This window comes from Photobacterium sp. DA100 (genome assembly GCF_029223585.1).
Lineage (GTDB): Bacteria > Pseudomonadota > Gammaproteobacteria > Enterobacterales > Vibrionaceae > Photobacterium.
This window is the reverse complement of sequence record NZ_CP119423.1, coordinates 2,516,088-2,540,853: the sequence shown is the minus strand read 5'-3', so window position 1 is coordinate 2,540,853 and position 24,766 is coordinate 2,516,088. Positions and strand designations below refer to the sequence as shown.

Below are 24,766 nucleotides of genomic sequence, written 5' to 3'. Positions count from 1 at the left end.
AAGAATTTTTAAATTTCGTGCCTTGTTGGAGTCATCAATAGGCAGGGCGCCGTGAAAATCGATCATACCGGGTGTGATGACCACCGCCCGGTTCAAGGAGAATTATAATGAACATCCCATTTGCCCAGGTACTGGAAAAAGCCCAAGACTACAAAGCGGACATGACCCGTTTCCTTCGTGACATGATTGCCATCCCGAGTGAAAGTTGTGACGAAGAGAAAGTTGTCCTGCGCATCAAAGAAGAAATGGAAAAAGTCGGTTTTGACAAAGTAGAAATCGACCCAATGGGTAACGTACTGGGTTGGATTGGTCACGGTCCGCACCTAATCGCGATGGATGCACACATCGATACCGTGGGTGTCGGCAACATGGATAACTGGGACTTCGACCCATATGAAGGTATGGAAGATGACGAAGTGATCGGTGGCCGTGGTGCATCGGATCAGGAAGGCGGCATGGCGTCTATGGTTTATGCCGGTAAGATCATCAAAGATCTTGGCCTGGAAGATGAATACACCCTGCTAGTGACCGGTACCGTTCAGGAAGAAGACTGTGACGGCCTATGCTGGCAGTACATCATCCAGGAAAGCAACATCCGCCCTGAGTTTGTCGTATCGACTGAACCAACAGATTGCCAGATCTACCGCGGTCAGCGCGGCCGTATGGAAATCCGTGTTGATGTCTCCGGTGTTAGCTGCCACGGCTCGGCGCCTGAGCGCGGTGAAAACGCGATCTTCAAGATGGGCCACATCCTGGGCGATATCGAAAAACTGGCTTCCAACCTTGGCGACGACCCATTCCTAGGCAAAGGCACACTGACAGTGTCCGAAGTCTTCTTCACTTCACCAAGCCGCTGTGCGGTGGCTGATAGCTGTGCGGTTTCTATCGACCGTCGTCTGACTTGGGGCGAAACCTGGGAAGGTGCTATTAAGGAAATCGAAGAGCTTGAAGCGGTTAAGAAATTCGGCGCTAAAGTGTCTATGTACAACTACGACCGTCCGGCTTACACCGGCCTGGTTTACCCAACTGAGTGCTACTTCCCTGCATGGAAGATCGACGAAGAGCATGTTGCAACCAAGACACTGGAAGCGTCTTACGAGCTATTGTTCGACAAGAAACCAACCGTTGATAAGTGGACCTTCTCAACCAACGGCGTATCAATCATGGGCCGCTACGGTATCCCTGTGATTGGCTTTGGTCCAGGTAAAGAGCCAGAAGCACACGCGCCAAACGAGAAGACTTGGAAAGACCACCTCGTTACTTGTGCAGCTATGTATGCTGTTATCCCTCAGATGTACCTGAAAGAGTTGAAAAAGTAATAAAACGTGACGGGTAGGGCATTACGCTCTCTATGCTTTGCCTGTCCATCCTTTTCCGTCCTGGGGGTGCCGACCGCTCTGCCTAACGTTGGCCACATATCCCCCCCAGGATGGATTTCTTTTTTATGAGCAAGTTACCTCTGAACCCGTATTTTGAAGTAGCTTGACGATATAGGCAGGCGCTTGCTGTTCCTTTTGTCCGTTAGGCCTGAAGTTCTAAGTCATAGCGGGCAAACGAAACAGCATCCTTTTTATCTTAGGCAGAGAAGGAATAAAGTATGTTTTCCGCGGCGTCGAAAAAAACATCAGAACACCAAGCGGCGATCCTGACCCAGCCCCGTCCGGGGACCATGTTGATCCGCCAGGGGATAGTGGTCGATCACCAGCAGGCACAAAAAGCCGATATTCTTATCGTTGACGGCAAGATCGCCGATATTGCCCCTGAAATCCACATCATTCCCAAGCAGTGCGAAATTATTGAGGCGGCGGGTTTGTATGTGATGCCGGGTGGTATTGATGTTCATACCCATTTTAATATCGATGTCGGTATCGCGCGCAGTTGCGATGATTTTTTCTCCGGTACCCGCGCAGCAGCATGTGGCGGTACCACTACGGTCGTTGACCATATGGGATTTGGCCCCAAAGGTTGCAGTCTTCATCACCAGCTCAATGTCTACCAGCAATACGCCAAGGAAACGGCTGTTATCGACTATAGCTTCCATGGGGTTATCCAGCATGTAAATGATGACATCCTCGGCGAAATGGCATCGATGGTGGAAGAAGAGGGGATATCCAGCTTCAAGCTGTACCTGACCTACGGTTACAAACTCGATGATGAAGAAGTGCTCAAGGCGCTGATTCAGCTCAAGCAAGTCGGTGCGCTGGCAACCGTGCACCCTGAAAACGACGCTGCCATTGCCTTGCGGCGCAGCCAGTTGCTCGAGCAGGGCAAGACCGCACCCAAATACCACGCGGTTAGTCGTCCGCTGGAGTGCGAGGCAGAAGCCATAGCCCGGATGATCAACCTTGCCAAACTGGCCGGTGATGCCCCTTTGTACATTGTCCACCTCTCCAATGGGCTTGGCCTGGATTATGCCCGGCTCGCCCGTGACAACCACCAGCCGGTGTGGGTGGAAACCTGCCCACAATACCTGATGCTTGATGACAGTTGCTACGAGCGGGAAGACGCCCTCAAGTATATCCTAAGCCCTCCTCTGCGCCCGGCTGCGGAGCGAGAGAAACTCTGGCTCGGGCTGGTGGATGGCAGTATCGATACGGTTGCCACCGATCATTGCTCGTTTACCTACCACGATCAAAAACAACGCGGCAAAGACAACTTCAGCGCTTGCCCGAATGGCATGCCCGGTGTCGAAACCCGGATGCCGCTGATGTTCTCCGAAGGTGTGATGAAAAGGCGGCTGAGCCCAAGCCGATTTGTCGAGCTGACCAGTTACCTGCCAGCCAAGCTGTTTGGCCTTTATCCGCAAAAAGGCGCATTGCAGGCGGGTTCTGACGCCGATTTGGTGCTGTTCGATCCAGAGCAGCAAGTGACAATCAAACACGAATTACTACACGACAACGCAGATTATACCCCGTTTGAAGATATCCAAGCCCAGGGCTGGCCGGTGATGACCATCAGCCGTGGGGACGTTGTCGCATGTAATGGCGAATTTACGGGGAAAGCCGGGAATGGCCGCTTTATTCGCCGCAAACCGTTCGATGCCAGTGCGCTATAAACCGTAACGAACGGGTAGGGGTGATAGCCCCACACAACAAGGATAATTCAAGGAGTCTTTATGAACACCCCAACCAAGAAGAGTACTGCCGTCGTCGCCCTCGGGGGTAATGCGTTGTTGCGTCGCGGCGACGCGCCAAGTTTTACCAACCAGCTTGCCAATATCAAGATTGCTGCCAAGGCGATTGCGGAAATTGCCAAGGAATACCAGGTCGCCATTGTTCATGGTAATGGGCCTCAGGTCGGTTTGTTAGCGTTGCAAAACCTGGCTTACGATAAGGTTCAGCCTTACCCGCTCGATGTTTTGGGCGCCGAAAGTGAAGGTATGATCGGCTATATGCTGGCGCAGGAGCTGCAAAACCTGATGCCTGATACCGAAGTCACCAGCTTGCTGACCCGTATCGAAGTCGATCCGAATGACCCGAGTATGCTCGACCCGACCAAGTTCGTTGGCCCTGTTTACAACGAGGAGGAAGCGGGCATTTTGGCTGAAGCCAACAACTGGACCATGAAACGTGATGGCGAGTTTGTCCGTCGCGTCGTACCGTCACCGAAACCGCTGAACATTATCGATAAAAAATCTATCGAAACCCTGTTGGGCGCTGGCGACATTGTGATCTGCTGCGGTGGCGGCGGGATCCCGGTACGCAAAACCGACTGCGGTTACACCGGGGTTGAAGGGGTGATCGACAAAGATCTTGCTGCTACTTTGCTGGCCAAGCAGCTCAAAGCCGACAAGTTGTTGATCCTCACTGATGCCGATGCGGTTTACCTTGACTGGGGCACCGAAAACCAGCGCGCACTGCGCTCAACCACGCCAGCTCAGCTGAGCGAATACCAATTCCCGGCAGGCTCGATGGGCCCCAAAGTCGAAGCCGCCGCCGACTTTGCCCAGTTCGGTGGCAGAGCCTACATCGGTGCCTTGGAAGAAGGGTTAGATGTACTGGCCGAGCGAGCGGGTACCTGTGTTAGTGCATAGGTGCTAGCGGTTTAATTCAGGCTTGATGAATAAGCAGCAACTCAGCGTAATGGGTTGCTGTTTTTTTTGTGGGGATGAAGGAATAGCCACTAACAATCTGCCGCAGATCTCAAACGTTGCTAACTTTTATATTTTCATTTCCAAAATCTTTCTTAACTATGACCAATCGAAGCATAGTTCATGGAAAAATAGGCGAGTCATATCGGATGGCCATGTTTGCTTCATTCGTGTTTCTAAACTGTTTTATTGCAACTGTAGTCGCTTTGTATGCAGTGACGCAGCATGCTAGAGCTTGTATTTCACACTCATTCTTAATAAGACGTCTTGAAGCTATGACACTCCAGGCAATATTTTTAAACCAACAATAAGTCAGAAATAGACATACATGACATGAAGAAAATTGAGTATCAAAATAGCATGAAAAAATTAAACCTCGGTTTTGCCGCTTTCATCTTTACTATGCTTGCTGGCTGCTCGTCGACTGAAGCAGTCTATGATGAAAAAACAAAGACTTACGCCAAGTCACATAAGCTTGTTGGTCAAGCTTCGTGGTATGGTGACAGATACCACGGAAAGCTCACTGCAAGTGGTGAGCGGTATAACATGAGAGCCTATACAGCGGCTCATAAAACCTTACCTTTTGGGACTATCGTGAGGGTTACAAATACAGTTAATAACAAAACGGTAGATGTGAAGATCAATGATCGAGGTCCTTTTGCCAAAGACCGAGTCATTGATCTTTCTCATAAGTCATTTGAACAAATAGGTGACACCAAGAAAGGCTTAGCACCGGTCAAAATTCAAATTATTGATGATAGTAATACCTTCAGGTATAAGCACTAATCACCTAATCAAAGTTAGCTTGGACTGATTTGTGTCGCAGTTTGCTGCACAAATCGGTACTGACGCAGTTGCTAGGTGAGATTGTCGTTAATCGTCTTCTTACCGCACTTTTCGCAAATACTATGGCGTGAAAAGTCATCCATAGTGGCTTCAAACGCGCCAACCGCAGCACTTTTAATAAAGCCTTTTAAGAAATCCTTAAATTTGCTCTGCTCAGGTTCATCTCGAACTAAAACAACAATATGCTTAGTTTCCATTGCGCATTTGGAACAGTAGTGAACTTCTTCATTTGTCAGCATGAGGCGTCTCGATGTGATGAGTTTCTATCGATTGAAGTTACCTGAACACCTTTCTTGCCGCTTTGAGCCGCCACACATTTCAAGGCAAAAATACGCGGCGCTTCACTGCGTTAATACTCCTCAGCCGGAATTATCCACCTGTACCCTGGCTTTCCATTACCCTTCTACGGTGAGCATCCAATCAGCTCCGGTGTTATCATATCTTCAGAACTAGGATACAACTTTGGCGAAACACACTTTTGACTAGCGCAATAATTCATCGCGGTCGGCACATTTTATATTTCATTTGGTACCGGCTCAGAACCAGTGGCTTGCAGATGCTGGCCAGCTTTCTTTTTGTGCGCTGCGCACTGCTGACTTTGTTTGTCCCGCTCGATATTTGGATCAGTTCCAAGTTGATGGCGTTTCATGGGGTGAGTGCCATTGCCAACCAGGAGCTGTTGGCTTTTTTGCTTTCGCCTGCCGGCTTTCTGCTGAGCTTGTGGTTTATCACACAGCTGAGTTTTGCCTTTTTCGTCGAACACTCAACAATTAGCATCTTGCTGGCCCAGCATGATCTGGGCAAGCGATCGATATTGGATACGTTCGGGCTGATCCTCCAGCGCAGCTTTCGGGTGGCGAAGGTCGTGCTGGCACAATCGCTTGGGATCAGTCTGCTGTTTTCTACCTTGGTGTGGTGCGGGCGCTGGATCTACGGGCTTATGCTCAATGACTGGGATATCAACTATTATCTCAGCCACCAGATGAGCTCGTTGTGGCTGGCGGTTGGCTTATTGGTCCTGCTCACGTTACCGATTGTATTGCTGGTCCTGCGCTATTGGGCTAGCTGGTGGCTCGCCTTGCCGCTGAGCCTGTTTCAAAACTGCTCCCAGTGGCGGCTGTTCAAGCAAGCCCAGCGTTTGAGCCAAGGCATTTATCCGCATATTTTATTGGGCCATATTGCTTGGTTATTCGGCCGGGTGGTTATTATAGCCATCATCGCCAAGGGCATTTTGTTTGTGCTTGAACCCGTACTGCACTGGGCAACTTATGATCCTGAGCGTTACCCTTGGCTGATGGTTGCAACGGTTCTGCTGATTGGCGTCGCCTTTCTGCTGAGCTTTGTCGACCGCTTTATTTACGCAAGTTGCCAATACTATGTGCTGCGCCTGCAAACTAGGCGCCATAAACTGGTCAATGAAGAAGAACGATTTGCGGGGCTGATGCAAAGCACCGAGCGCCGTATTTTGCTCAGTAGTGTCATGGTGCTGTTCATTGTCTTTGCATCAGTGAATGGTTACTCCGACGTGCGCCATTTCGTCGGACATTTGCAAACCAATACCTCTGGCTATGTCACCGCGCACCGCGGTGGGGGATTTGCGTACCCAGAAAACAGTGAAGCAGGCATACAGTACGCAATATCGCTGGGGGTCCAGAGTACCGAAATTGATGTGCAGATCACCAAGGACGGGCAGGTGGTGGTTTTCCACGACCGTGACTTGGGCCGTATGCTTGGCTCTCACTTGGTGGTGGAAGACGCTAGCTATTCTGAGATAGTCGCGGCTTATCAGGCTAAGAACCAGGTACCTCCGCCGCTGTTAAAACAGTTATTGGATGACTATGCCGATGATATCGAATTCAACATTGAATTAAAGCGTTACAACCGAAGCTTCGATCTTGCTCTGGCAATGGCGGAGTTGCTGCCGAAATACCAGCAAGCCATGATTGTGTCGAGCTTGGATGTTGAACTGCTGGCACGGCTGATGAACAAGATGGAGGCATCGCGTCCTGAACAGCTACGCTATGCGCTTATTTATGCCGCCAGTGTTGGCGAGTCCGAGCTTGAACGAGAAGTGGATATGCTGATGCTCAGCGATCAATGGCTCGATACGTGGCGAATCATCGAAATCCAGCAACGGGAGCAAGAGGTATTGGCTTGGACCATCAACAACTCAGCTGCGATGGAGCGGCTATTCCTGCTGGGGGTGGATGGCATTATTACCGACGAGCCCAAGTTAGCGTTGGAAGCCAAGAAGAGCATCGAACAAATGGATTTCTCTGAGCGGGCACTGCGGACCTTGCGCCACTGGTTGTTACTTTAAATGAAAGATCGGCTTACTCTTCTAGGGTAAAGCCGATTTTAATGGTTACCTGCCAGTGGGCCACTTTTCCGTCTTCAATATGGCCACGGGTTTCGACGACCTCAAACCAGCGCAGGTTTTTGACGGTTTCGTTTGCCCGTTCAATAGCGTTGCTGATTGCGTCTTCAATACTGTCTGGAGACGAGCCAACCAGTTCCATTTTCTTGTAGGTGTGATGATCGGGGCCACTCATAGCCGTCTCCTGCCATTAATCGTCGTTTAAGTGTAGTCGTTTTGAAGGCCACGTCATGCCGCAATATTGAATGATAATGCCCCGTGACCGATGGAGGGCAACGCTATTATTATTCGGGCAAGAAAAAGGGCCTCACTCTGCAGTGAAGCCCTTTGATGCGATCTAGCTACTGGAACTTACTCCTCAATCAACCGGTGCGCGATCTGGCTCTGGCGCTCCTGCGGTTTGAACTGGTTAAACCTTGGCAAGAACTTGTCCCAGTCGATGACATGGCTGTTGATTTCAGGACCATCGATACAGGCGTGCTTGCGCACCAGTTTGCCGTCTTCCATCACTGGCACCATGCAGGCACCACACATGCCGGTGGCATCCACCATGATGGAGTTGAGACTGGCAACACAAGGGACTTGATAGCCCAGAGTCTGATCGCTCACCGCGCGCATCATCATAGGCGGACCGATAGTGATAACTTCTGCAATGGTCTGATCAGAATCAGGACTATTGGCTTCCCTGTGCTGCACCAGGCGATCTTCCAGCGGATTAGTCACGAACCCTTCGATGCCGAATGTTCCGTCATTACTGGTGTAAACCACTTCCAGCAAACCTGGGAACGCAGCCCGGAGGTTCTCGACTTTGTCACCTTCTTCCGTCCAGAAGCTATGGGTTTTGCTTCTGAAACCGGAGATCAGAGTGACTTTGTTGCCGATTTCCAGATGGGCACGCATGATCGGGTGTACCGCCGGCAGACCAACGCCGCCAGCGGTGAAGATAACACTCTGGTTGTCAGGGTGTTTCACCACGTGGCTTGCTTGCCCCAGTGGGCCGGCAATGGCCTCGAAGCAGTCGCCTTCTTGCATTTGGTTGATCAGCTTGGAGCTGGTCCCCAGACCTTGGATCACTAGCTCGATAGTACCGGCTTCGGCGTCCCAATCGGCCAGAGTCAACGGGATCAATTCACCTTTCTCGTCGGCTAGTACCCTGACAAACTGTCCAGCCTTGGCTGAGCGGGCAATCAGCGGTGAGGTAATGGTGAACTCGACAATTTCCTCGGTCAATTGACGACGTTTGACGATTTTAGGCGGCGTTTGACCGAGCCCAGTGTAGTGGCAAGCTTGTGCGACTAGCCCTTCGACTTCCTTGGCGTTGAAATCAAGGTGGCCCATGATCTCTCTTGCCGCTGCCTGACCGTCACCAGCGGCCTTGATCGCGGTAGAACCACCACGGGTAGCATCACCACCACTGTACACGCCGCTTAGCGAGGTCTCTTGCGAGCCTTTGTTGAGCAGCAGCGTACCCCACTTGGAGGTATCCAAGTCTGGGTTAGCGTCTTTGACGATCGGGTTAGAGCTGTTACCCAAGGCCATAATGGCAAAGTCGACCTTCATCAGCTCAAACTCACCGGTAGACTGTGGACGTCTACGGCCAGAAGCATCAGGCTCACCCAGAGCCATCACATCAAGCTTGGCACTGGCCAGAACATGGTTCTTGTCGCCGTTGAACTCGCAAGGCGAGCGCAGCTCCTTGAGCTGGATTCCTTCTTCGAGCGCATGGTGAAGCTCTTCGACTCGGGCTGGCATTTCCTGTTGGGTCCGGCGGTAGACAATCGTGACGTTGGCTCCCAAACGGCAAGCGGTACGGGCGGCGTCCATCGCGGTGTTACCACCACCGATGATCATTACTTCCTTGCCTTCCATATCCGGCATTGGCGTTTCGTAGTCAGGCTCGTTGGCATGCATTAGATTGACACGGGTCAGGAATTCATTGGCCGACATGATGTTCAGCAAATGCTCACCCGGTACATTCATAAAGCGCGGCAAGCCCGCACCAGTGCCTACGAAGATGCGGGTGAAGCCAGCGCGTTTAAGATCGGCGAGGGTCGCCGTTTTACCCACGATGTAGTTGGTGACAAAGCGGCCGCCGAGCGCTTTGATTTTCTCAACCACATCATCCACCAACTGGTTGGGCAGGCGGAATTCGGGGATGCCGTATCTTAGTACCCCGCCCAAGACATGGAATGCCTCGAACACGGTGACCGGGTAGCCTTCTTTGGCGAGCAAGTAGGCATTGATCAGCCCCGAAGGCCCCGAGCCGACAATCGCCACCGGCGGCTTGGTAGCAGCCACCCAAGGGTTGATGTCCGCCGGTTTTGGCGGTTCACCGTTGGAGAGCTCACGCTCACGCTGGGGCAGGAACCACTCCAGCTGGCCGATTTCAATCGGCCTGTCGTTGTGGGTACACACCCCCTGGCATTGCAGCTCCTGCGGGCAAACCCGGCCGGTGACATTCGGCAGTGGGTTGGCATCGCGGATCAGCTCGAATGCGTCTCTAAAGCGGCCTTCACCCATCAGGTTGAGTACCTGAGGGATGTGGATCTTAACCGGGCAGCCTCCGTCGTTTTCTTCGGCTGGGTTACCGTCGCGATCGCACTTAGGTACGCCGATTTCACACGGACGATCTTCACACTGCTTGTCTCGGATCACTTCCAGCCAGACGAACAGTTCAACTTCACGCAGGCTGTAGCCTAGCCCCATGTAGCCGAGATAGCCCTGGCTAACCAAGTCAAAGTCCTTGCGGCGCTCTTCGGCAGGGCGCACGTAAGGCGGTATGTTGTTGCTTCCGGGCCACCCGACGGATAGCCCTTTGAACATCGGGTAGCGCTCAGACAGATGGGTATCCAGCGCCTGGACGAAGGCGCGCTTTTGCTTGAGCGGGATACGCCATAGGTAACGCTGCAGGGCGACACTGAGTTCGTTGTTGGCGAGCAACAGCTGCCAGAGTTTCTCGGTAAACTCCGCTGACAGCTTGCCTTGCTTGAGCGTTTCGCGGATGAGCTGCATACTCTCCTCGATCACCATCTGCTGGAAGCGCTGCGGATTTTGCTCCATGCGCTTTAGCATCAGCTCCCGTTGAGCTTGCGACACGCCAGGTGTCGCTTCTGGTTTTACAAAAACGTCGCTCATATCTACACCTCCACCGACGCAGGCGCGTTGAAGTGGATAATTTCCGCATCGCACTCATCGGCAATGCGCGAGGCTCGCTTGATCAACTCATCGCTGAGTTCGACGGTTTCCAGTGCATTAGGGATCACCTGGCTGATGACCTTGGCTTCACCGTTTTCAACAATCGTGGTCTTCTCAAACAGCTCACTCAATTGCTGGTAGCAGGTTTTGCAGTCGGTGCACTGGCCTTTTTCGTCCTCGTTGATGGTGACAAGCGGCAAGTCCCCTTGAGTACTAGTAGACGCTTGTGGGGCAGCTGAGCTGCTATCTATCTGGGTGACCGGGATGCTATTGGCCACATTGGGCGAAGCAGCCATAGCCAGTTCCGCCAAGCCATTGGCGATGGTTTCGATGGTCTGCTCGTTGCTGTCCATCGCGTTGTGGTAACGCTGTTTCCACTCATTGATCTGCAGTTGGTACTGCTGGTCAATATTCGTGACATGCTGGCCGCTTAGGTATTGCAGCATGTGCCAGTTGCGTAAGCGCTCTTCGGTCAGGGCGACAATCGAGCTGGACACACTCAGCTTGATCAGGTGCTGCTGTTTATCCGTTGCCCAGATAAACGGTGTCTTGCCACTGCGTTCATCCGCACTCATTGTGACGTATTCAGCTATCTCAACCGCGTGTTGCTCGTCAGATACTGGGTTGAAGTGTTTCTTGAAGCGCCCTTCATAGAGTGAGAAATCAGCCGGAGTAAACGGCACTTGTTTCAACTGGGTCATACCGTCACTGTCAATAAAGCTAATGGTATGGGTTGCCCAGTCATGCTGCAGCTCAGGGTTGCCTTCGATAGAGAAGCGCTCGGCCAGGGTTGCGCCCTTGCGTGGGTCGTGGACAAACACTGGACTCATGCGGCTTTCGACTGCCAGGCGGGAGTGGCGGGTACTGGCGTCATCGGCAATACCGTGCTCACCCATACATGGGGTGTAGACATCAAACAGTGCAGGGGCGTCTTGATAGTTCAGGTACTCCATCAAGTTGGCCATGAAGTGGCCCTGCAAGGCGGTAGAGGTTTGTACCACCATGACTTTCGGGTGGAAGGTCGCGATGATACCCAGCTCTTTACGCGATTCTTGCTTACCGCTGTGGGCGCTGCCGAAGCGGCTCAGGTCGGAGTCCTGCGCGGTGAAGCTGGCGGTAGACGCCTGGCCCCCGGTATTGGAGTAACTACCGGTATTGAGCACGAACACCTTGATCGGCGTGCTGGTGGAAAGCAGGCGCGATAGGGCACCAAAGCCGATGTCATAGGTCGCGCCGTCACCGCCGATACTGAATACGGTCGGTAACAGGCCAAGCTCCTGATCGGACAAATGGCTCCATTCCAGATAACGCAGCTGGCGGTCATGAACTTCGGCATCGTACATGTCTTCAAGCTCTAGCTTGGCAGTGCGAAGTGCCTTGAACTGCTCGAGCTGGTTGGCCGCTTCACCCTCGAACAAGCCCTTGGCAACCGCCGGGGTATCTTGGAACAGGCTGTTCACCCATGGGTCGTTGTATGGGTTGGCCGGGAAAGTCGAGGCGTAGACACTACTACAACCGGTGGCGTTGGCAATCAGTGCATCAGATGGCCCGTTACCGGTTGGTCCGTATTCGAAGTGGTACAGGCGTTTCTCCAGTACTTTGATAGTACGGGCAATGCGCTCGGCACGGGTATTTTCTGCATCGATAGCTGCCAATGATTGCTGCTTGTCTTCCAGCTTCTCAATCATCTCCTCTAGGCTGGCGATGTGCGACTGGTAACGCTGCTGCTGCAGGGCACGGTTGACCGAGGTTACTAGACGCAATGCAGTGACCTCGCCACAACCACGACACGCCCCGTGGCCTGAGCTCATGGCGTAGTAGTTGCTGCGATCAAGCAGCAAGCGCTTGGACTCGCTGGCATCGGTAATACCCTGCTGCAGGAAGCGGGCTGGGGTATTTGGCATTTCCGCCAAGGTGTTAAACAGCTCGTGCATCTGCTGGTTCATTTCAGTGGTCTGGCGGACCTTCTGCAGCGCGTTCGGGCCACAGACATCCACACATTCCATACAACCGCTACACTTGCTTGGATCGATGGCGACCGAGAACAAGCCACCGCTGCCGGGAACCGCTTTTTCCATGGCATCGAAGAAAGGCTTGGTACGGCTGACAGGCAGCGATTCCAGCGCCACGCAAATACCAGCGATTTGCTGTGAGACCGCCGGATCATCAAAGGTCATGCTGTCGACCACTTTGGCGACCACTTGGTGCAGCGGTAGTGACTCGTTCTTCGGCGCGGTGCGGTAGTACTGGCGAACCGCATCCAAAATCGGCGGCATTTTGGCTTTCAGGCCATCACGCTGCGCTGGTGGGATGTTGAGCTTGTCGATCGCCACGTAAAGGATATCGTGCAGCTCATGCACCGCATTCGGGATCGCCCCGTCAGGACAGGCGATGGTACATTCCATACAGCCGGTACACTTGTCGGCATCGAACTTGGGGGCATTGAGCCGGAACAGGCCTTTATCTTTGGTGATCGCGCTGGCTGGTGGCATGAACATGCCCGAGCCCGGGATCACCGGTGCTTCGCCAATCGAACCATCGGCATAATGCTTACCCGCGATATTGCTGAAGTAGGATGGGTCGAACAGGCCACAGCTGGCTTGTTTCTGTTTCGGTGCATCGGCTTTGGTTGTTGCCGCTGCAGCAATGTCAGCATCTTCGAAGTCTGCGTAGCAAACCTGCTTGGTCGCATGGATCCCTTCGCGGATCACCGCCATGTTACTGGCAACCACTTTCTCGCCCTTGGCACCGAACTTCTTGGCGATCTGCTGGGTGATGCGCTCAAGCATTAAGGTTTCATCGGCACCTTGGGTGACCTGGGTGGCATGGCCGCAAAGCGCGCCGATAAAGGCGATCCCCATCATCCTGATCTCGAGATCTGCGGATGGTGCTTGTTCACGGGCGACCTTGAAGGCATCGACAATGTAGAAGTTGATGTTGTTGTCACGAATGAACTGGCGGGCAGCCGCTGGGATTTCCTGCCATACCTGCTCTGGCTCGTGGTGGGTTTGCAGGATGAAAGTACCGTTAGGGCTTAAGCCTGCCAGCGGGTTGGTGTGCATGAACACCTTGTGGTCTGGTGACAGGACGATTTCAACTTGCTGCAGTTCGGCATTGGTGATCTTTATAGGCTCAGGCGACAGAGTAATAAAGAAGTTGGTCGGTGCACCACTTTTCTCAGAGCCGTATTTCGGCATGGACTTCGAGTGCAGCCCCAAGGCTCCGGATAGGATATCGGTGAGCAATTTACCGGTGGCAATGGTGCCGTAACCACCTACGGAGTGGAAGCGAACTCGAAGTGCGGATTCAGGCAGTAGGTTAGGGTTCTCGCCGGTTTCCAGTGCCATCAGTTCGGTATCTGGATAGGCGGCACGAAGGCGGTCTTGGATTTCCTTAAGCTCACCGGTGGCCTTGGCATCGAAGAACTGGCTGCCGAGATAGAAGAACGGCTTGGTATTGTCATCGCGCATGTTATCGAACGCGGCGATCAGGTGCTTAGGCTGCAGATCATGGCCGCCCAGCCCGAAAATACCGGTGCTGATGGTTGGGATCTGCTGCAGCGGTGGAATACCTTTATGCCTTGGGCTCTGCACGTTTTCCTGTGCCTTGAACAAGGCGCGGGAGATACGTGCGGTCAGGCGGGTTTCATCACAGCGCTCAAGCACAGTCACTGCCATTTTACCGGCAAGCTTTTCGACAATTTGTGCTTCCGGGAACGGATGAAGCTGCTTGATTGAAATAACCCCGACTTTCTGACCTTGCTCACGCAGATGCGCTGCCACGGCTTCGGCATCATCGGTAACTGAGCCTAGGCCAACAATGACATAGTCGGCATCGTCGCACATGAAGTCCATGACGGGCGCATAGAATCGCCCGGTGAGCTCGCCGTATTCCTGCATGGCTTGCTCGATAAACATCGGCACGTCATTTTGGAAGTGGCTACGATGATCGACAATCCCGGCCTGGTAATCCGGTTGGTTCTGCACCCCGCCGGTCAAGCCTGGGTTATGGGTATCCATCAGGGCAGGGACGCGCTGGCGGGTATCTTTTTCGTAGGCGTTGAGCCAAGCACGCTGCCATTTCTTTTGCAGGCTCTCAGGCAGGAATGGCTTGGTCGATTCAATGAACTGGCCTGCGCTGTCTTTTTCAATCGCTTCGCTGTTGCTGGCGATATAGCCTTTGAGGTCATTGAGTTTTTCAGGCCAGAACTGGTCTTGGAATTTTTCGATGAATTGGCCTAGCTGCCAAACACGCCCTTTGGCACCGTAAAGCATACGCTGGGCTTCGGTTGGTGCCGGGATGCGATCAGTCGGGTCGCCGAGGTACTGTTTTAGTAATTCAGGCTCTGGCAGTTTCACTTCGCTTTGGATGTGGCTGGTGGCAAAGCCATCCATGGTATTGGCAACCGGGATCAGCGATTGAGCACTAACACGGTATGAAATCGCCGCAAGGTCTGCCGCTTCCTGTGCGTTGCTGGCAAATAGGGTGGTGTAGCCAGCAGAAAGTAGGGCGTAAACATCATCATGCCCGGCCATAACATTCAGTGAATGGCGCGAGACAGAACGAGCCGCCACGTGAAGCACAAAGCCTGCGGCTTTCTTGCCCACGGTCACATAGTGAGACTCCAGGCCATACAGGATCCCCTGGCTTGAGGAAGCATTTGATATATATTTTCCGCCGGTCAGAGCCGCGCCGAGTGCACCACTTTGTGCTGAGTGTTCGCCTTCGGGTTCGAAGAAGAAGGGGTGCTGTCCCCAAACATTGCAACCGCCTTGCGCCCTGAATGCTTCGTATAATTCTGAGATTTCAGTCGAAGGGGTAATGGGGTATCCAATGACACCGCCACAAACGTAATCCATGACATGCGCGACAGCACCATTTCCATGTATTACGGTTGATTGGCCTGGGTAAGTTGGTGTGCCCTGGGACGTATTGCTCCTTTGTGTCAGTGTAGACATACGACATAGCTCCTTGGTATGTGATTATTATTCGGTCGACTTCCTAAGGGTCGATTCTTTTTACTTCCTCACCAAAATACTTCCCGGCTTATGCGCCGTTTTTTGCACCTTATCAACCAGAGCATTTTGGTGAAAAATCACATACAACAAGTGATAGCTCTTGATTTGACCAACTGATGCTTATAACAACAGATGCTACACTAGTTGCATTTGCAGCATTGCTCAGACGGTCACAAATTAAGCATAAAGACCATGGTTTTTATAAGTGTTTAAACTAACTGATAATCGATAACAAAATAGGCTAACCGTCAGCGGCAAAAGCTTGATAATCTAGCCGCTTTCTATGTTTAGATGTGGCGTTTTTTCTTTGGTTTCTCAGCATAAATATACCTTGGCTGGATGTGTCGCTATCCTGCTGTGGAGCTCTATCGTTGCCTTTATCAGAAACGTTGCCGAGCAGTTGGGTCCGGTAGGCGGCGCGGCAATGATTTATACCCTGAGCTCGGTGTTGCTGGTGGTGGTTGTCGGCGCGCCTAGGCTCAGCCGCTTTTCTCCTCGCTATTTGCTCATCGGCGGCGGGCTGTTCGTCAGTTACGAGATGTGTTTGGCCTTAGCGTTGGGTATGGCTAATGACAGGGTGCAGACCGTTGAAATGAGCGTGATTAACTACTTGTGGCCAGCATTGACTGTCATGTTGGCGGTGGTAGTGAGCCGGCAAAAAGTGAGCAAGCTTTTATATCCCGCCATGGCGATGGCTTTTTTGGGCGTGGCATGGACGGTGAGCGGTGAACAGGGTTTGTCACTAACCCGCTTGGCTGCCAATGTGGCGACCAACCCGGTCAGTTATACTCTGGCATTTAGCGGTGCTTTCATTTGGGCTATCTACTGCAATATCACCAAACGCTTGGCTAACGGTCAGAATGCGATTGCCTGGTTTTTCATTGCTACGGCAATAGCCCTATGGGTGAAATACTTCTTTACTGAACAACCACCTATGGTATGGAGTGGTGAGGCGCTACTGAATTTGGCGTTGGCTGCCATTGCGATGGCCGGCGGCTACGGGCTGTGGAATATTGCCATCATTGGCGGCAACATGGTGCTGCTTGCCACCCTGTCTTATCTCACGCCCATACTGTCGGCACTTTTCTCGGCGCTGGTATTTGGCATTACCTTGGGCGCGACGTTCTGGCAGGGAGTGGTGATGGTCAGTGCCGCCTCGCTTTGCTGCTGGTATCTGACGCGCAAGCGATAAGTCTGCTGCCAATTATTCCACGATATGGATAGGCTCCAACAGGCTTTGTAAGCAGCGGCTTACAAAGCCATTCGTTTTTGTAACCTTCGGTCCGGTGATTTCCAATACCATGTCTTTTATTTCATACGTGATGTGAAACAGGGAACTCCCTAAAGACATTAATAAATACAAGGACAGGTTATGATTGATAAGATCAAGCATGGTGTCTCAAAGCTATCCTCCATCGGTAAAGCTTTGATGCTGCCTATCTCTATTCTTCCCGCTGCGGGTTTGTTACTGGCGTTTGGTGCGAAGCTCGACTTGCCGCTGATGATGCGGGCCGGTGGTGTCATCTTCGATAATTTGGCATTGCTGTTTGCCGTGGGTGCCGCTGTCGGGCTGAGCAAGGATTCGGGGATCGCGGCCCTGGCTGCCGTGGTTGCAATGGCGGTAATGAATGTGACTATGGGGGTGGCGCTGGGAATCACCCCGGAAATGGCGATGGGCGGGGGCCGGTACGCCATGGTCATGGGGATACCGACGCTGCAAACCGGTGTGTTCGGTGGCTTGATTGCCGGGATCCTGGCGGCCAATATGTACACCAGGTTTTCGGATATTACCCTGCCTGACTTCTTGGGCTTTTTCTCCGGCAAGCGTTTTGTCCCGATTGTGACGGCATTCAGTGCATTCGCGATTGGTCTGGTTCTGCCTTATGTGTGGTCCTACATCCAATCCGGTATTGATGCCCTGTCGGTAATGGCGAACGGCGGTAATATGTATGTTTCGACATTCATCTACGGCTTCATGGAACGTGCGCTGATCCCCGTGGGCCTGCACCATATTTTCTATAGCCCTTACTGGTTCTCTTTCGGTGAGTACACCACAGCGGCCGGCACCGTGGTCAATGGTGACTATACGATTTGGTTCAAGATGCTGGAAGATGGGGTAACAACCTTCTCGACCGAACAGTACCAGGACGCGGGTAAGTTCCTGTCAGGTAACTTTGCCATCTACATGTTTGCCTTCCCGGCGGCTTGCTTGGCGATGTACCACGAAGCCCATGACAAGAACCGTAAAATCGCCGCGGGTATTTTAGGCTCGGCTGCCCTGACATCCTTTGTCACGGGGATCACTGAACCGGTTGAATTTGCGTTTATTTTTGTGGCACCCGTACTGTACATTTTCTCCGCGATAATGGCGGGCATTTCTTACTCGGTGACCTACGCACTTGATATCCATATCGGCAAAACCTTCTCGGCCGGTATCATCGACTTTGTGTCCTTCGGCGTTCTGCCCGCAATGGATGGCTTTAAGACCAATTGGCTAAACATCTTCTTGTGGGGGCCAATCATGGCAGTGATTTATTACAGTGTGTTCAGGATTGCTATTCGCAAATTTGACTTCAAGACCGTCGGTCGGGAAGCCGAGCAGCGGGTAGAGATCTCCCTGGACAATCAGGCGTTGGCCAGTGAAATCATCAGCAAAATTGGTGGTCGAGACAACATTACGTCGATTGGTGCCTGTATTACCCGTCTTCGCCTTGAGCTAAAGGATCTTACTCTGGTTGATGAAAAAGGCATCCAAGAGCTAGGGGCTATGGGCGTGATTAAAGTCGGGGGCAGCGGATTGCAAATTATCCTGGGTTCCAAAGCACAGTTTGTTGCGGAAATCATGAGTGAGGAACCGCAAGAGCCAACCCCCAGCCTTGCGTGAGTACCTGTAACCTAGGTACGACTCGATAAAATGCTCTGTGCTTTGCGCCGGCCTCGATAGGTCGGCGTTTTTTGTTGGGGGATAAGCCAAGCCGGAGGCGCTGTTTGTTGGTTTGAGTTCTTATAATATGGGAATGTGTGGTTGCTATGTAGCAGTAATTACCGCATTGTGAGAATTGAGGTTGAAGCATGGCAAGCATTGCGCGTAAATAGACGGGTCGGCGCGATGGGAGCTACTGAACGTGTCGCCTAACCAGATGAAACCGACAGGAAATGTTTTGAAAACAGATAAATATAAATTGAATGCCAATGAAAAGCTGCTCCAGGTACTGATGCATATCGCGTCGGCCAATGAACCGGTGACAGCACAGGCATTAAGTGAACAGACAGGTATGCCGCAAAGTAGTGTTTATCGCTACTTAGTTATCCTCAAGAACTGGAACCTGATTGAGGAAAGCCCGAGACAAAGCTGTTACAGCATCGGTCCGGCGGCGCTTCAGCTGCTGCGTAATTTCCAGCAGTTCTCACCGCTTTCGAGCGGGGTGCACCAGGTCCTGAAGCGGGTCCAGCAACAAACGGGCGAGATGGCCGCTTATCTTGTGCCGGTCGGCTTCAGGGCACTGTGTACCGCCCGGGTTGATAGCCCCCATGCGCTGCGCTGCGCGTATGAGGAAGGCCAGAGCCAACCGTTGATCCGCGGTGCCTCGGCCAAGGTGATCCTGGCCCACCTGCCCGAACAGCGGGTCATGGCCACACTGCATCATTTCGGCATTACTGAGCCGGATGTTATCAGCCACTGGCTGCAAGATTTGGCGCAGATAAAAAAAGACGGTTACGCCATCAGTACCTCGGAGTATGACGTTGGTGTTTCCGGGGTGAGTGCCCCGGTATTTACCGGCAACAAGATTGTCGGCGCGGTGAGTGTCATGGCACCGCAAGAGCGGGTTCAAAAGAGTAAGAACGCGATTATTTTCTCAGTCCTTCAGGCGGCGAGGGTATTGCCACCGGACTTGTAATTTTCCATAAGGAGCAATCATGCTGGATGTAAAACGTTGGTTTCCATTTTCTTTTCTAGGGCACCCCGTCAATACTCATCCCAGAGCCATGATTGAGCCTTATGCCGAACAACGCAAGGCGGGGGCGGTGATCCTCGGGCTTGCCAGCGATCTGAGCCTGAGCGACTACGATATCTACAGCGGGGCCAAAGAAGGCCCGGACATGATTCGGCAGATGTTGGTCAGGACGCCATACTCTGGTGCCTTGCCGATTTATGATGCTGGTGTCATCGAGGCGCAGAGCTATTTCGGCGTCAAGGAAGACGAGTTTGATACCATGCGTGCCGCCCAGTACGCCAAGCTGTGTGCCGTGCTCAAGCTTGGCCACCTGCCGGTTATGCTTGGTGGCGGACACGAGGTGGCTATCGCTAGCTACCAGGCACTTTCAGATACTGTTAACCAGGCAGGTAACGATAGCTCTGGCGAAGAGAGCCAGATCCTTCCCTTCTTGGCTGGCAACCGGATCGGCATTATCAATATCGATGCCAATTTTCAGCTTCGGCGTTCTCTGGCTGTCAAGGCGGGGTCGGCATTCCATAGCGTGGCGGCGTTTTGCCATACCAAAAATCGGACTTTCCGTTATCTGGGACTGGGAATGTGTGACCATATCAATTCGCAAGCTACCATGGCCTACGCCAGTGAACTGGGGGCACAATGGCTGCTCGATAGTGAAATGAAGATGAAAAACCGCAAGCGGATCCAGGCGGTGGTTGCTAAGTACCTCGAGCAGGTTGACCATATCCACCTGAGTATCGATTTGTCGGTATTCTCGTCGGCAATTGCTGGCGGGGTGAGCTTGTCTCGGGTATTTGGGGTTAACTTGGCGGTGGTTGAAATGGTGATCAGCCAAGCGATGGCAAGCAACAAAGTCAGGATTGTCGATATCGCCGGCCTCAACCCGGAATATGATTACCAAAATCAGACAGCCCGCTTGGCAGTCTCCCTGTTGCATCATGTGCTTAAGTATCGATAGGCTCTGCTCCTTCCCCCTTCGCAGCAAGGCCTCCCCTGTGGAGGTCTTGTTATTTATGCTGGAAAAGTATTGGTACTACAGTGTCAAGATGTTATAACATAACATTTTCTAATAAAGACAACGTATTACACAAGGCTTTTGATGTTTTACCGCAATAGGGCGAACAACCGAATTATTCCCGTAATGAAGCGAGCGGCGCTCGGCCTCGCTTTACTGATATCTCCGCTGTTTGCCACGGCTCATCCCCACTCCTGGATTGAAATGAAAACCTATGTCGATGGCAAGGATGGTATGATCACCGGCTTGCGCATGGTCTGGTCGTTTGATCCCATGACCTCGGCATACATGCTCGATGGCGAAGATACCTCGCCGGAGAGGGAAGAGCAGACGTTTACCAAGGTGGCGGCATCGGTACTTGATAACATGTTGTCCGAACACTACTTTACTTATTTCTACGACGGTGAAGAGCCAATCAAGTACCAGCTCGCCCGTTATGGCAAGATCACCCGTGACCGGGCGCGGTTAGTGCTCACTTTCGAACTGCCCCTTTCCCAGCCAAAGCCTGTAACCGAGGACTCATTAAAATTGCTGGTATTCGAGTCAAGTTACTACGTGGATATGTCATGGCGATCAAAACGTGATGTTATTCTCGCTGGCGACCTGGCTGACTATTGCAAGCTTGAAATGATTCAACCCAACCCGACCCCCGAGCAGATGAGCTATGCCATGTCATTGCCGGCTGATGCCGATCCCGACAATGCATTGGGCCAGTTGTTCACTCAGTCTGTTCGCTTCTATTGCAAGCCGACCGAATTGAATGGGGGTAGTGAGTAATGGCACAGCGTAAGCATTGCGGAACATCCGCTAGCTCGGAACCGGCCGTTAAAAGCCAGTGGAGCCAAAAGTGGCTAATGTTAACACTACTTTGTATCGCCTTTTTGCTTGGCGCCTACCAGCTTTGGTTAGCCTGGCCGAATATGGTACTGAAAAGTATCGAATGGCAGCGGGCGGTGAATAATCAGCTGGCTGACTTGCTCTATGATGCCAAGGAAACCCCGTGGGTATCAGGTAGCTATTTGGTCGGTTTCAGTTTTCTTTACGGGGTACTGCATGCACTCGGCCCGGGGCATGGCAAGGTGATAGTAACTACTTACTTGGCTACCCAGCCGACCAAGGTGAAAACCAGCTTGGTTCTGACATTGGTATCGGCGCTCTGCCAGGCTGTGGTCGCGGTCGCTTTGGTCAGTGTGCTGGTGTGGGGCTTCAGCGCGCCGATGAGAGAGGTCAACTCGCAGGCTGTGAAGTTTATGACCATCAGCAGCGCGCTTGTCAGTGTGCTGGGGGCAATGATCTGCTGGCGGGCAGTGAAGCGTTTTCGCCGCAGAGTTGCCAAGCCCCACGAGGCGAGTTGCGCTCACCACCATGACCACCATGACCACCATGACCACCATGACCACCATCATGTTGGTGACTGTGGTTGCGGGCATCGTCATATTGCCTCGCCGGAGGAGGTAGACAATGCAAAGACACTGCGCGAGTACATTGGGGTGATCATGAGTATTGGTTTACGGCCGTGCACTGGGGCAATTATGGTGTTGCTGTTTGCCAATATGGTCGGCCTGTACTGGATGGGTGTCGTCAGTGCCTTGGTGATGTCTCTGGGCACGGCCTTGACGACGTCAGTACTGGCTGTGCTGACGTTGTCCGGCAAGCGTATTGTCCATCATTACCTGAAAGCAGGAAATTCCAAGCATCAAGTTGGCTTGTTGTGGGCCGGTTACGGCTTGCAGCTGGCGGGCGGGATCATGTTGGTGCTACTGGGCCTACTGCTTGCGAGTAGCCAGAGTACGGGGCTATCACCGGTATTATTGGGATGATGGGCCGGGATAAAGGTTGGGTTGTTGAGTGGCCTCACTCTCGTGAGGCCTGTCGCCTAGCCAGGTGACGTTTTTATTATACTTTTCTAAGATTTATTTGTTGTCGGCTCAGCCTTTGGCTGGGCCGATGTGTTTTTAGCGTGCGGCAGCATGCGGATAATGGTGTTGTCTTTGATGACATAGTGGTGAAACAGGGCGGCAGCACTGTGAACCGTGATTAATGCCAGCAAGCCGCCGCCTAGCTGGGCATGGCGCTCGCGTATGGTTGCGGTGAGAGCGCGGTTGGTGTCGATAAGGGTGGGGAGTTCCATTCCCATAATGCTCAACGGCTTGCCAGTACTATTGAGCAAAGCCAGACCGGCAATGGGAACCAGCAGCATCAGCGCATAGATACAGATGTGAACGAGCCCGCTTATTTTGTTTTGGAGCGGCGTCGGCTCAGGGCGAATAGCGGGCTTGTGGCTTAGCGCTCTCACCAACAGGCGGAAAAGGGTGATCACTAGCAGCGTGAAGCCGAGATAAAAATGCAACTGGCTGAAAATATCACGGGTTGCCGAGCCTCGTTCAAAGTTAATGGCAACTTCTATTGATAAATAAATGGCGACGAGTACGCAGAATGTCAGCCAGTGGAGAAATATACTGGCAGGGTTAAAGTGTGTTTTATCCATAGTGTTCGTTCCTGTAGGCGCTTTATTTTCTATCTGTTTTAATAACTGGATGTTGAGTCAAGCTCATACTATGGATTTGCCATAAGGCGACAAGATATGCTGCTGATAATTAATGTGAATTATTGTTGGGCTGATATTTCTTGATATGTTTTAGAATTTTGGCTCAAAGATGAAAAAACACAATGGAGCTAGCGGGTTAATAATATAGAAAGCGGTAAGAATGATTGGCTGGCCAATGGAGGCAATGTGAATAATTTCTGGTGGGTTAAATGTATTTTGATGTTGGGTGCCACTTTTATGCTGGCAGCCAACAGTTTGGCCAGTGAGCCGGCTTTTGATTGCTCGAAAGCCGAGGGGGAAGTGGAATCCCTCATCTGCCAGGATACAGAGTTGGCAGCACTCGATCAGAAAATGCAGCAAGTTTTCGATAAGGCAATGGTTCAATTGCCCGCCGAGGAGGTGAAACGGCAAAAGGCGATGCAGCGAGGGTGGATTAAGGGACGCAACGAGTGTTGGAAAGCCAATGATGTGCGTGATTGTACCGAGTTTGCCTACACCAGCCGAATTGTCGAGTTGCAAATAATCAGTGGGCAGCTGGAGGTGCCGCCAATCGTTTCTCTTGACTGTGGTGATAATAGCCAGCCGTTTACTGCGGTTTTTTACCACCAGACCGAACCGGCAAGTATGGTGTTGACGCGAGGCGATGACCAGGTGATCGCGCTGGCCGAGCCAATGGCAAGCGGCATCAAATATTTGGGGCAAAATGTGGAATACAGTGAGCATCAAGGAAAGATAACCATAAACTGGTTAGATACCACCTTCGAGTGCAAAGTAAGGCAATAAAGAGCAATGTTGAGGGGATGGAGTTATGCGCTTAGCTCAGCAAGTAATAATTAGGGTCGCTATTGCCAGTCTACTGTTTGGTTTTATTCAATTTGTTCAAGCAGCATCAATGATGGCGACACTGCCTGACGGCCGCGAAGTGATTTTATTTGATGATAATACATGGCGTTATGTGACGGCGGAAACCGCAGAGCGTGAATCAGTCAAACCGTCGGCTGAACCGAATAAAGCCAAAGCAAGCGGCGCAGGTGCGAGTGCCACCGTCACTACCACCGCAAAGGGGGCCGCTGTGGCGACGGGGGCCGCGATCACTGCATCTTCCGCTGTAAACACGGAAAACAAATCAGCTATGAAAAAATCGGCAGGGAGCGGGGTAGCTGGTGACTTGGTTGCGCCAGATACCGGGCGATTGGTCGGCGAGTACCAGCGAAGTGGCGTGGTGATGGTTGCTCAATCCGCCAGCTATCAGGATGGGCGGCTAACCATCCCGGTATTGCTGAGGAATGAAGGCACGGACTCCGTTATCTTGGTTGAGGTGGCAACCATACTGCGTAACGACAAAGGCGAGGTGATCAAGCGGGATAACCATGTAGTCTGGACATCCATCAAGCGAATGCCAGAGACCTATTTCCGGCCCGGTACTGAGCGTGAGGGCAAGATCCTAACTTTTTCTGTGCCTGAGCTAGAACACTATTTCCTAGAAACTGATATCACTATGGTCGAGCGCTGGTGAGGGGTTTATTGAACGATTGATGTTGTGATACCTCACCAACGCCAGTTCGATATGGGTATTCTCAGTCTCGAGCAGCGTATCTAAACAGCCGGGGTAGCCGTTACTTTGGCTCTTCATGTAGGCCGCGAGCAGTTTGACATCGTCCGGCCTTGGCCGGTAACTCAAATTAGGAAAGGTCTGATAAATAGTGGTGATTGCCGCTTTTAAT

18 protein-coding genes are annotated in these 24,766 nt (G+C 52.2%); 13 read left to right on the top strand and 5 right to left on the bottom strand.

The features are described from left to right. Window positions 1-107 precede the first annotated feature (107 nt). The 4 genes from PTW35_RS11665 to PTW35_RS11650 all read left to right on the top strand — a co-directional run bounded on the left by PTW35_RS11665 (window position 108) and on the right by PTW35_RS11650 (window position 4,876). Window positions 108-1,319, top strand: a complete 1,212-nt coding sequence (locus tag PTW35_RS11665; RefSeq protein WP_281025129.1) for a YgeY family selenium metabolism-linked hydrolase — start codon at window positions 108-110, stop codon at window positions 1,317-1,319. Window positions 1,320-1,597: 278 nt separating this feature from the next. Then, window positions 1,598-3,055 (top strand): dihydropyrimidinase, encoded by a 1,458-nt coding sequence (gene hydA / locus PTW35_RS11660; RefSeq protein WP_281025128.1) that lies wholly within the window; start codon window positions 1,598-1,600, stop codon window positions 3,053-3,055. A 60-nt stretch (window positions 3,056-3,115) separates the two neighbouring features. Then, the gene (gene arcC / locus PTW35_RS11655; protein WP_281025127.1) at window positions 3,116-4,033 is read left to right on the top strand and encodes a carbamate kinase; all 918 of its coding nucleotides are present in this window, start codon (window positions 3,116-3,118) and stop codon (window positions 4,031-4,033) included. A gap of 390 nt (window positions 4,034-4,423) precedes the next feature. Next, window positions 4,424-4,876 carry a septal ring lytic transglycosylase RlpA family protein gene (locus PTW35_RS11650; protein WP_281025126.1) on the top strand — a complete coding sequence of 151 codons (453 nt, stop codon included), beginning with the start codon at window positions 4,424-4,426 and terminating at the stop codon, window positions 4,874-4,876. Window positions 4,877-4,947: 71 nt separating this feature from the next. Here the strand turns inward: PTW35_RS11650 and PTW35_RS11645 are convergent, their stop codons facing one another. After that, window positions 4,948-5,175: a hypothetical protein gene (locus tag PTW35_RS11645; RefSeq protein ID WP_044623723.1), complete on the bottom strand. Its 228-nt coding sequence runs from the start codon at window positions 5,173-5,175 to the stop codon at window positions 4,948-4,950. A 317-nt stretch (window positions 5,176-5,492) separates the two neighbouring features. On the opposite strand from PTW35_RS11645, the gene PTW35_RS11640 reads away from it, so the two are divergent. Then, window positions 5,493-7,256, top strand: a complete 1,764-nt coding sequence (locus tag PTW35_RS11640) for a glycerophosphodiester phosphodiesterase family protein (RefSeq protein WP_281025125.1) — start codon at window positions 5,493-5,495, stop codon at window positions 7,254-7,256. A 13-nt stretch (window positions 7,257-7,269) separates the two neighbouring features. Here the strand turns inward: PTW35_RS11640 and PTW35_RS11635 are convergent, their stop codons facing one another. The 3 genes from PTW35_RS11635 to PTW35_RS11625 form a co-directional block, all read right to left on the bottom strand. Further along, entirely contained in the window at window positions 7,270-7,488 is a 219-nt protein-coding gene (locus PTW35_RS11635; RefSeq protein ID WP_044623721.1) for a dodecin, read from the bottom strand. 176 nt (window positions 7,489-7,664) lie between these two features. Further along, the gene (locus PTW35_RS11630; protein WP_281025124.1) at window positions 7,665-10,448 is read right to left on the bottom strand and encodes a sulfide/dihydroorotate dehydrogenase-like FAD/NAD-binding protein; all 2,784 of its coding nucleotides are present in this window, start codon (window positions 10,446-10,448) and stop codon (window positions 7,665-7,667) included. Window positions 10,449-10,450: 2 nt separating this feature from the next. Further along, the gene (locus tag PTW35_RS11625; RefSeq protein WP_281025123.1) at window positions 10,451-15,466 is read right to left on the bottom strand and encodes a 2-oxoacid:acceptor oxidoreductase family protein; all 5,016 of its coding nucleotides are present in this window, start codon (window positions 15,464-15,466) and stop codon (window positions 10,451-10,453) included. A 367-nt stretch (window positions 15,467-15,833) separates the two neighbouring features. On the opposite strand from PTW35_RS11625, the gene yddG reads away from it, so the two are divergent. The 6 genes from yddG (at window position 15,834) to PTW35_RS11595 (ending at window position 22,314) form a co-directional block, all read left to right on the top strand. Then, on the top strand, window positions 15,834-16,718 hold the full coding sequence (gene yddG, locus PTW35_RS11620) for an aromatic amino acid DMT transporter YddG (protein WP_281025122.1): 885 nt from the start codon (window positions 15,834-15,836) through the stop codon (window positions 16,716-16,718). Between the two features lie 180 nt (window positions 16,719-16,898). Further along, window positions 16,899-18,410, top strand: a complete 1,512-nt coding sequence (locus PTW35_RS11615) for a PTS transporter subunit EIIC (RefSeq protein WP_281025121.1) — start codon at window positions 16,899-16,901, stop codon at window positions 18,408-18,410. 256 nt (window positions 18,411-18,666) lie between these two features. Further along, window positions 18,667-19,425: an IclR family transcriptional regulator gene (locus PTW35_RS11610; protein WP_281027493.1), complete on the top strand. Its 759-nt coding sequence runs from the start codon at window positions 18,667-18,669 to the stop codon at window positions 19,423-19,425. A gap of 19 nt (window positions 19,426-19,444) precedes the next feature. Continuing rightward, window positions 19,445-20,437, top strand: coding sequence for an arginase family protein (locus PTW35_RS11605; protein ID WP_281025120.1), 993 nt, complete (start codon window positions 19,445-19,447; stop codon window positions 20,435-20,437). A 183-nt stretch (window positions 20,438-20,620) separates the two neighbouring features. Continuing rightward, window positions 20,621-21,271: a DUF1007 family protein gene (locus PTW35_RS11600; RefSeq protein ID WP_281027492.1), complete on the top strand. Its 651-nt coding sequence runs from the start codon at window positions 20,621-20,623 to the stop codon at window positions 21,269-21,271. Between the two features lie 77 nt (window positions 21,272-21,348). Beyond that, window positions 21,349-22,314: a nickel/cobalt transporter gene (locus tag PTW35_RS11595; RefSeq protein ID WP_281025119.1), complete on the top strand. Its 966-nt coding sequence runs from the start codon at window positions 21,349-21,351 to the stop codon at window positions 22,312-22,314. A gap of 86 nt (window positions 22,315-22,400) precedes the next feature. Here PTW35_RS11595 and PTW35_RS11590 read toward each other — a convergent pair whose 3' ends face one another. Next, window positions 22,401-22,982: a cytochrome b gene (locus PTW35_RS11590; RefSeq protein ID WP_281025118.1), complete on the bottom strand. Its 582-nt coding sequence runs from the start codon at window positions 22,980-22,982 to the stop codon at window positions 22,401-22,403. A 246-nt stretch (window positions 22,983-23,228) separates the two neighbouring features. On the opposite strand from PTW35_RS11590, the gene PTW35_RS11585 reads away from it, so the two are divergent. Both PTW35_RS11585 and PTW35_RS11580 read left to right on the top strand, forming a co-directional pair. Next, the gene (locus PTW35_RS11585; protein WP_281025117.1) at window positions 23,229-23,825 is read left to right on the top strand and encodes an MliC family protein; all 597 of its coding nucleotides are present in this window, start codon (window positions 23,229-23,231) and stop codon (window positions 23,823-23,825) included. Between the two features lie 109 nt (window positions 23,826-23,934). Then, the gene (locus PTW35_RS11580) at window positions 23,935-24,558 is read left to right on the top strand and encodes a DUF3157 family protein (protein WP_281025116.1); all 624 of its coding nucleotides are present in this window, start codon (window positions 23,935-23,937) and stop codon (window positions 24,556-24,558) included. Window positions 24,559-24,766: the final 208 nt, after the last annotated feature.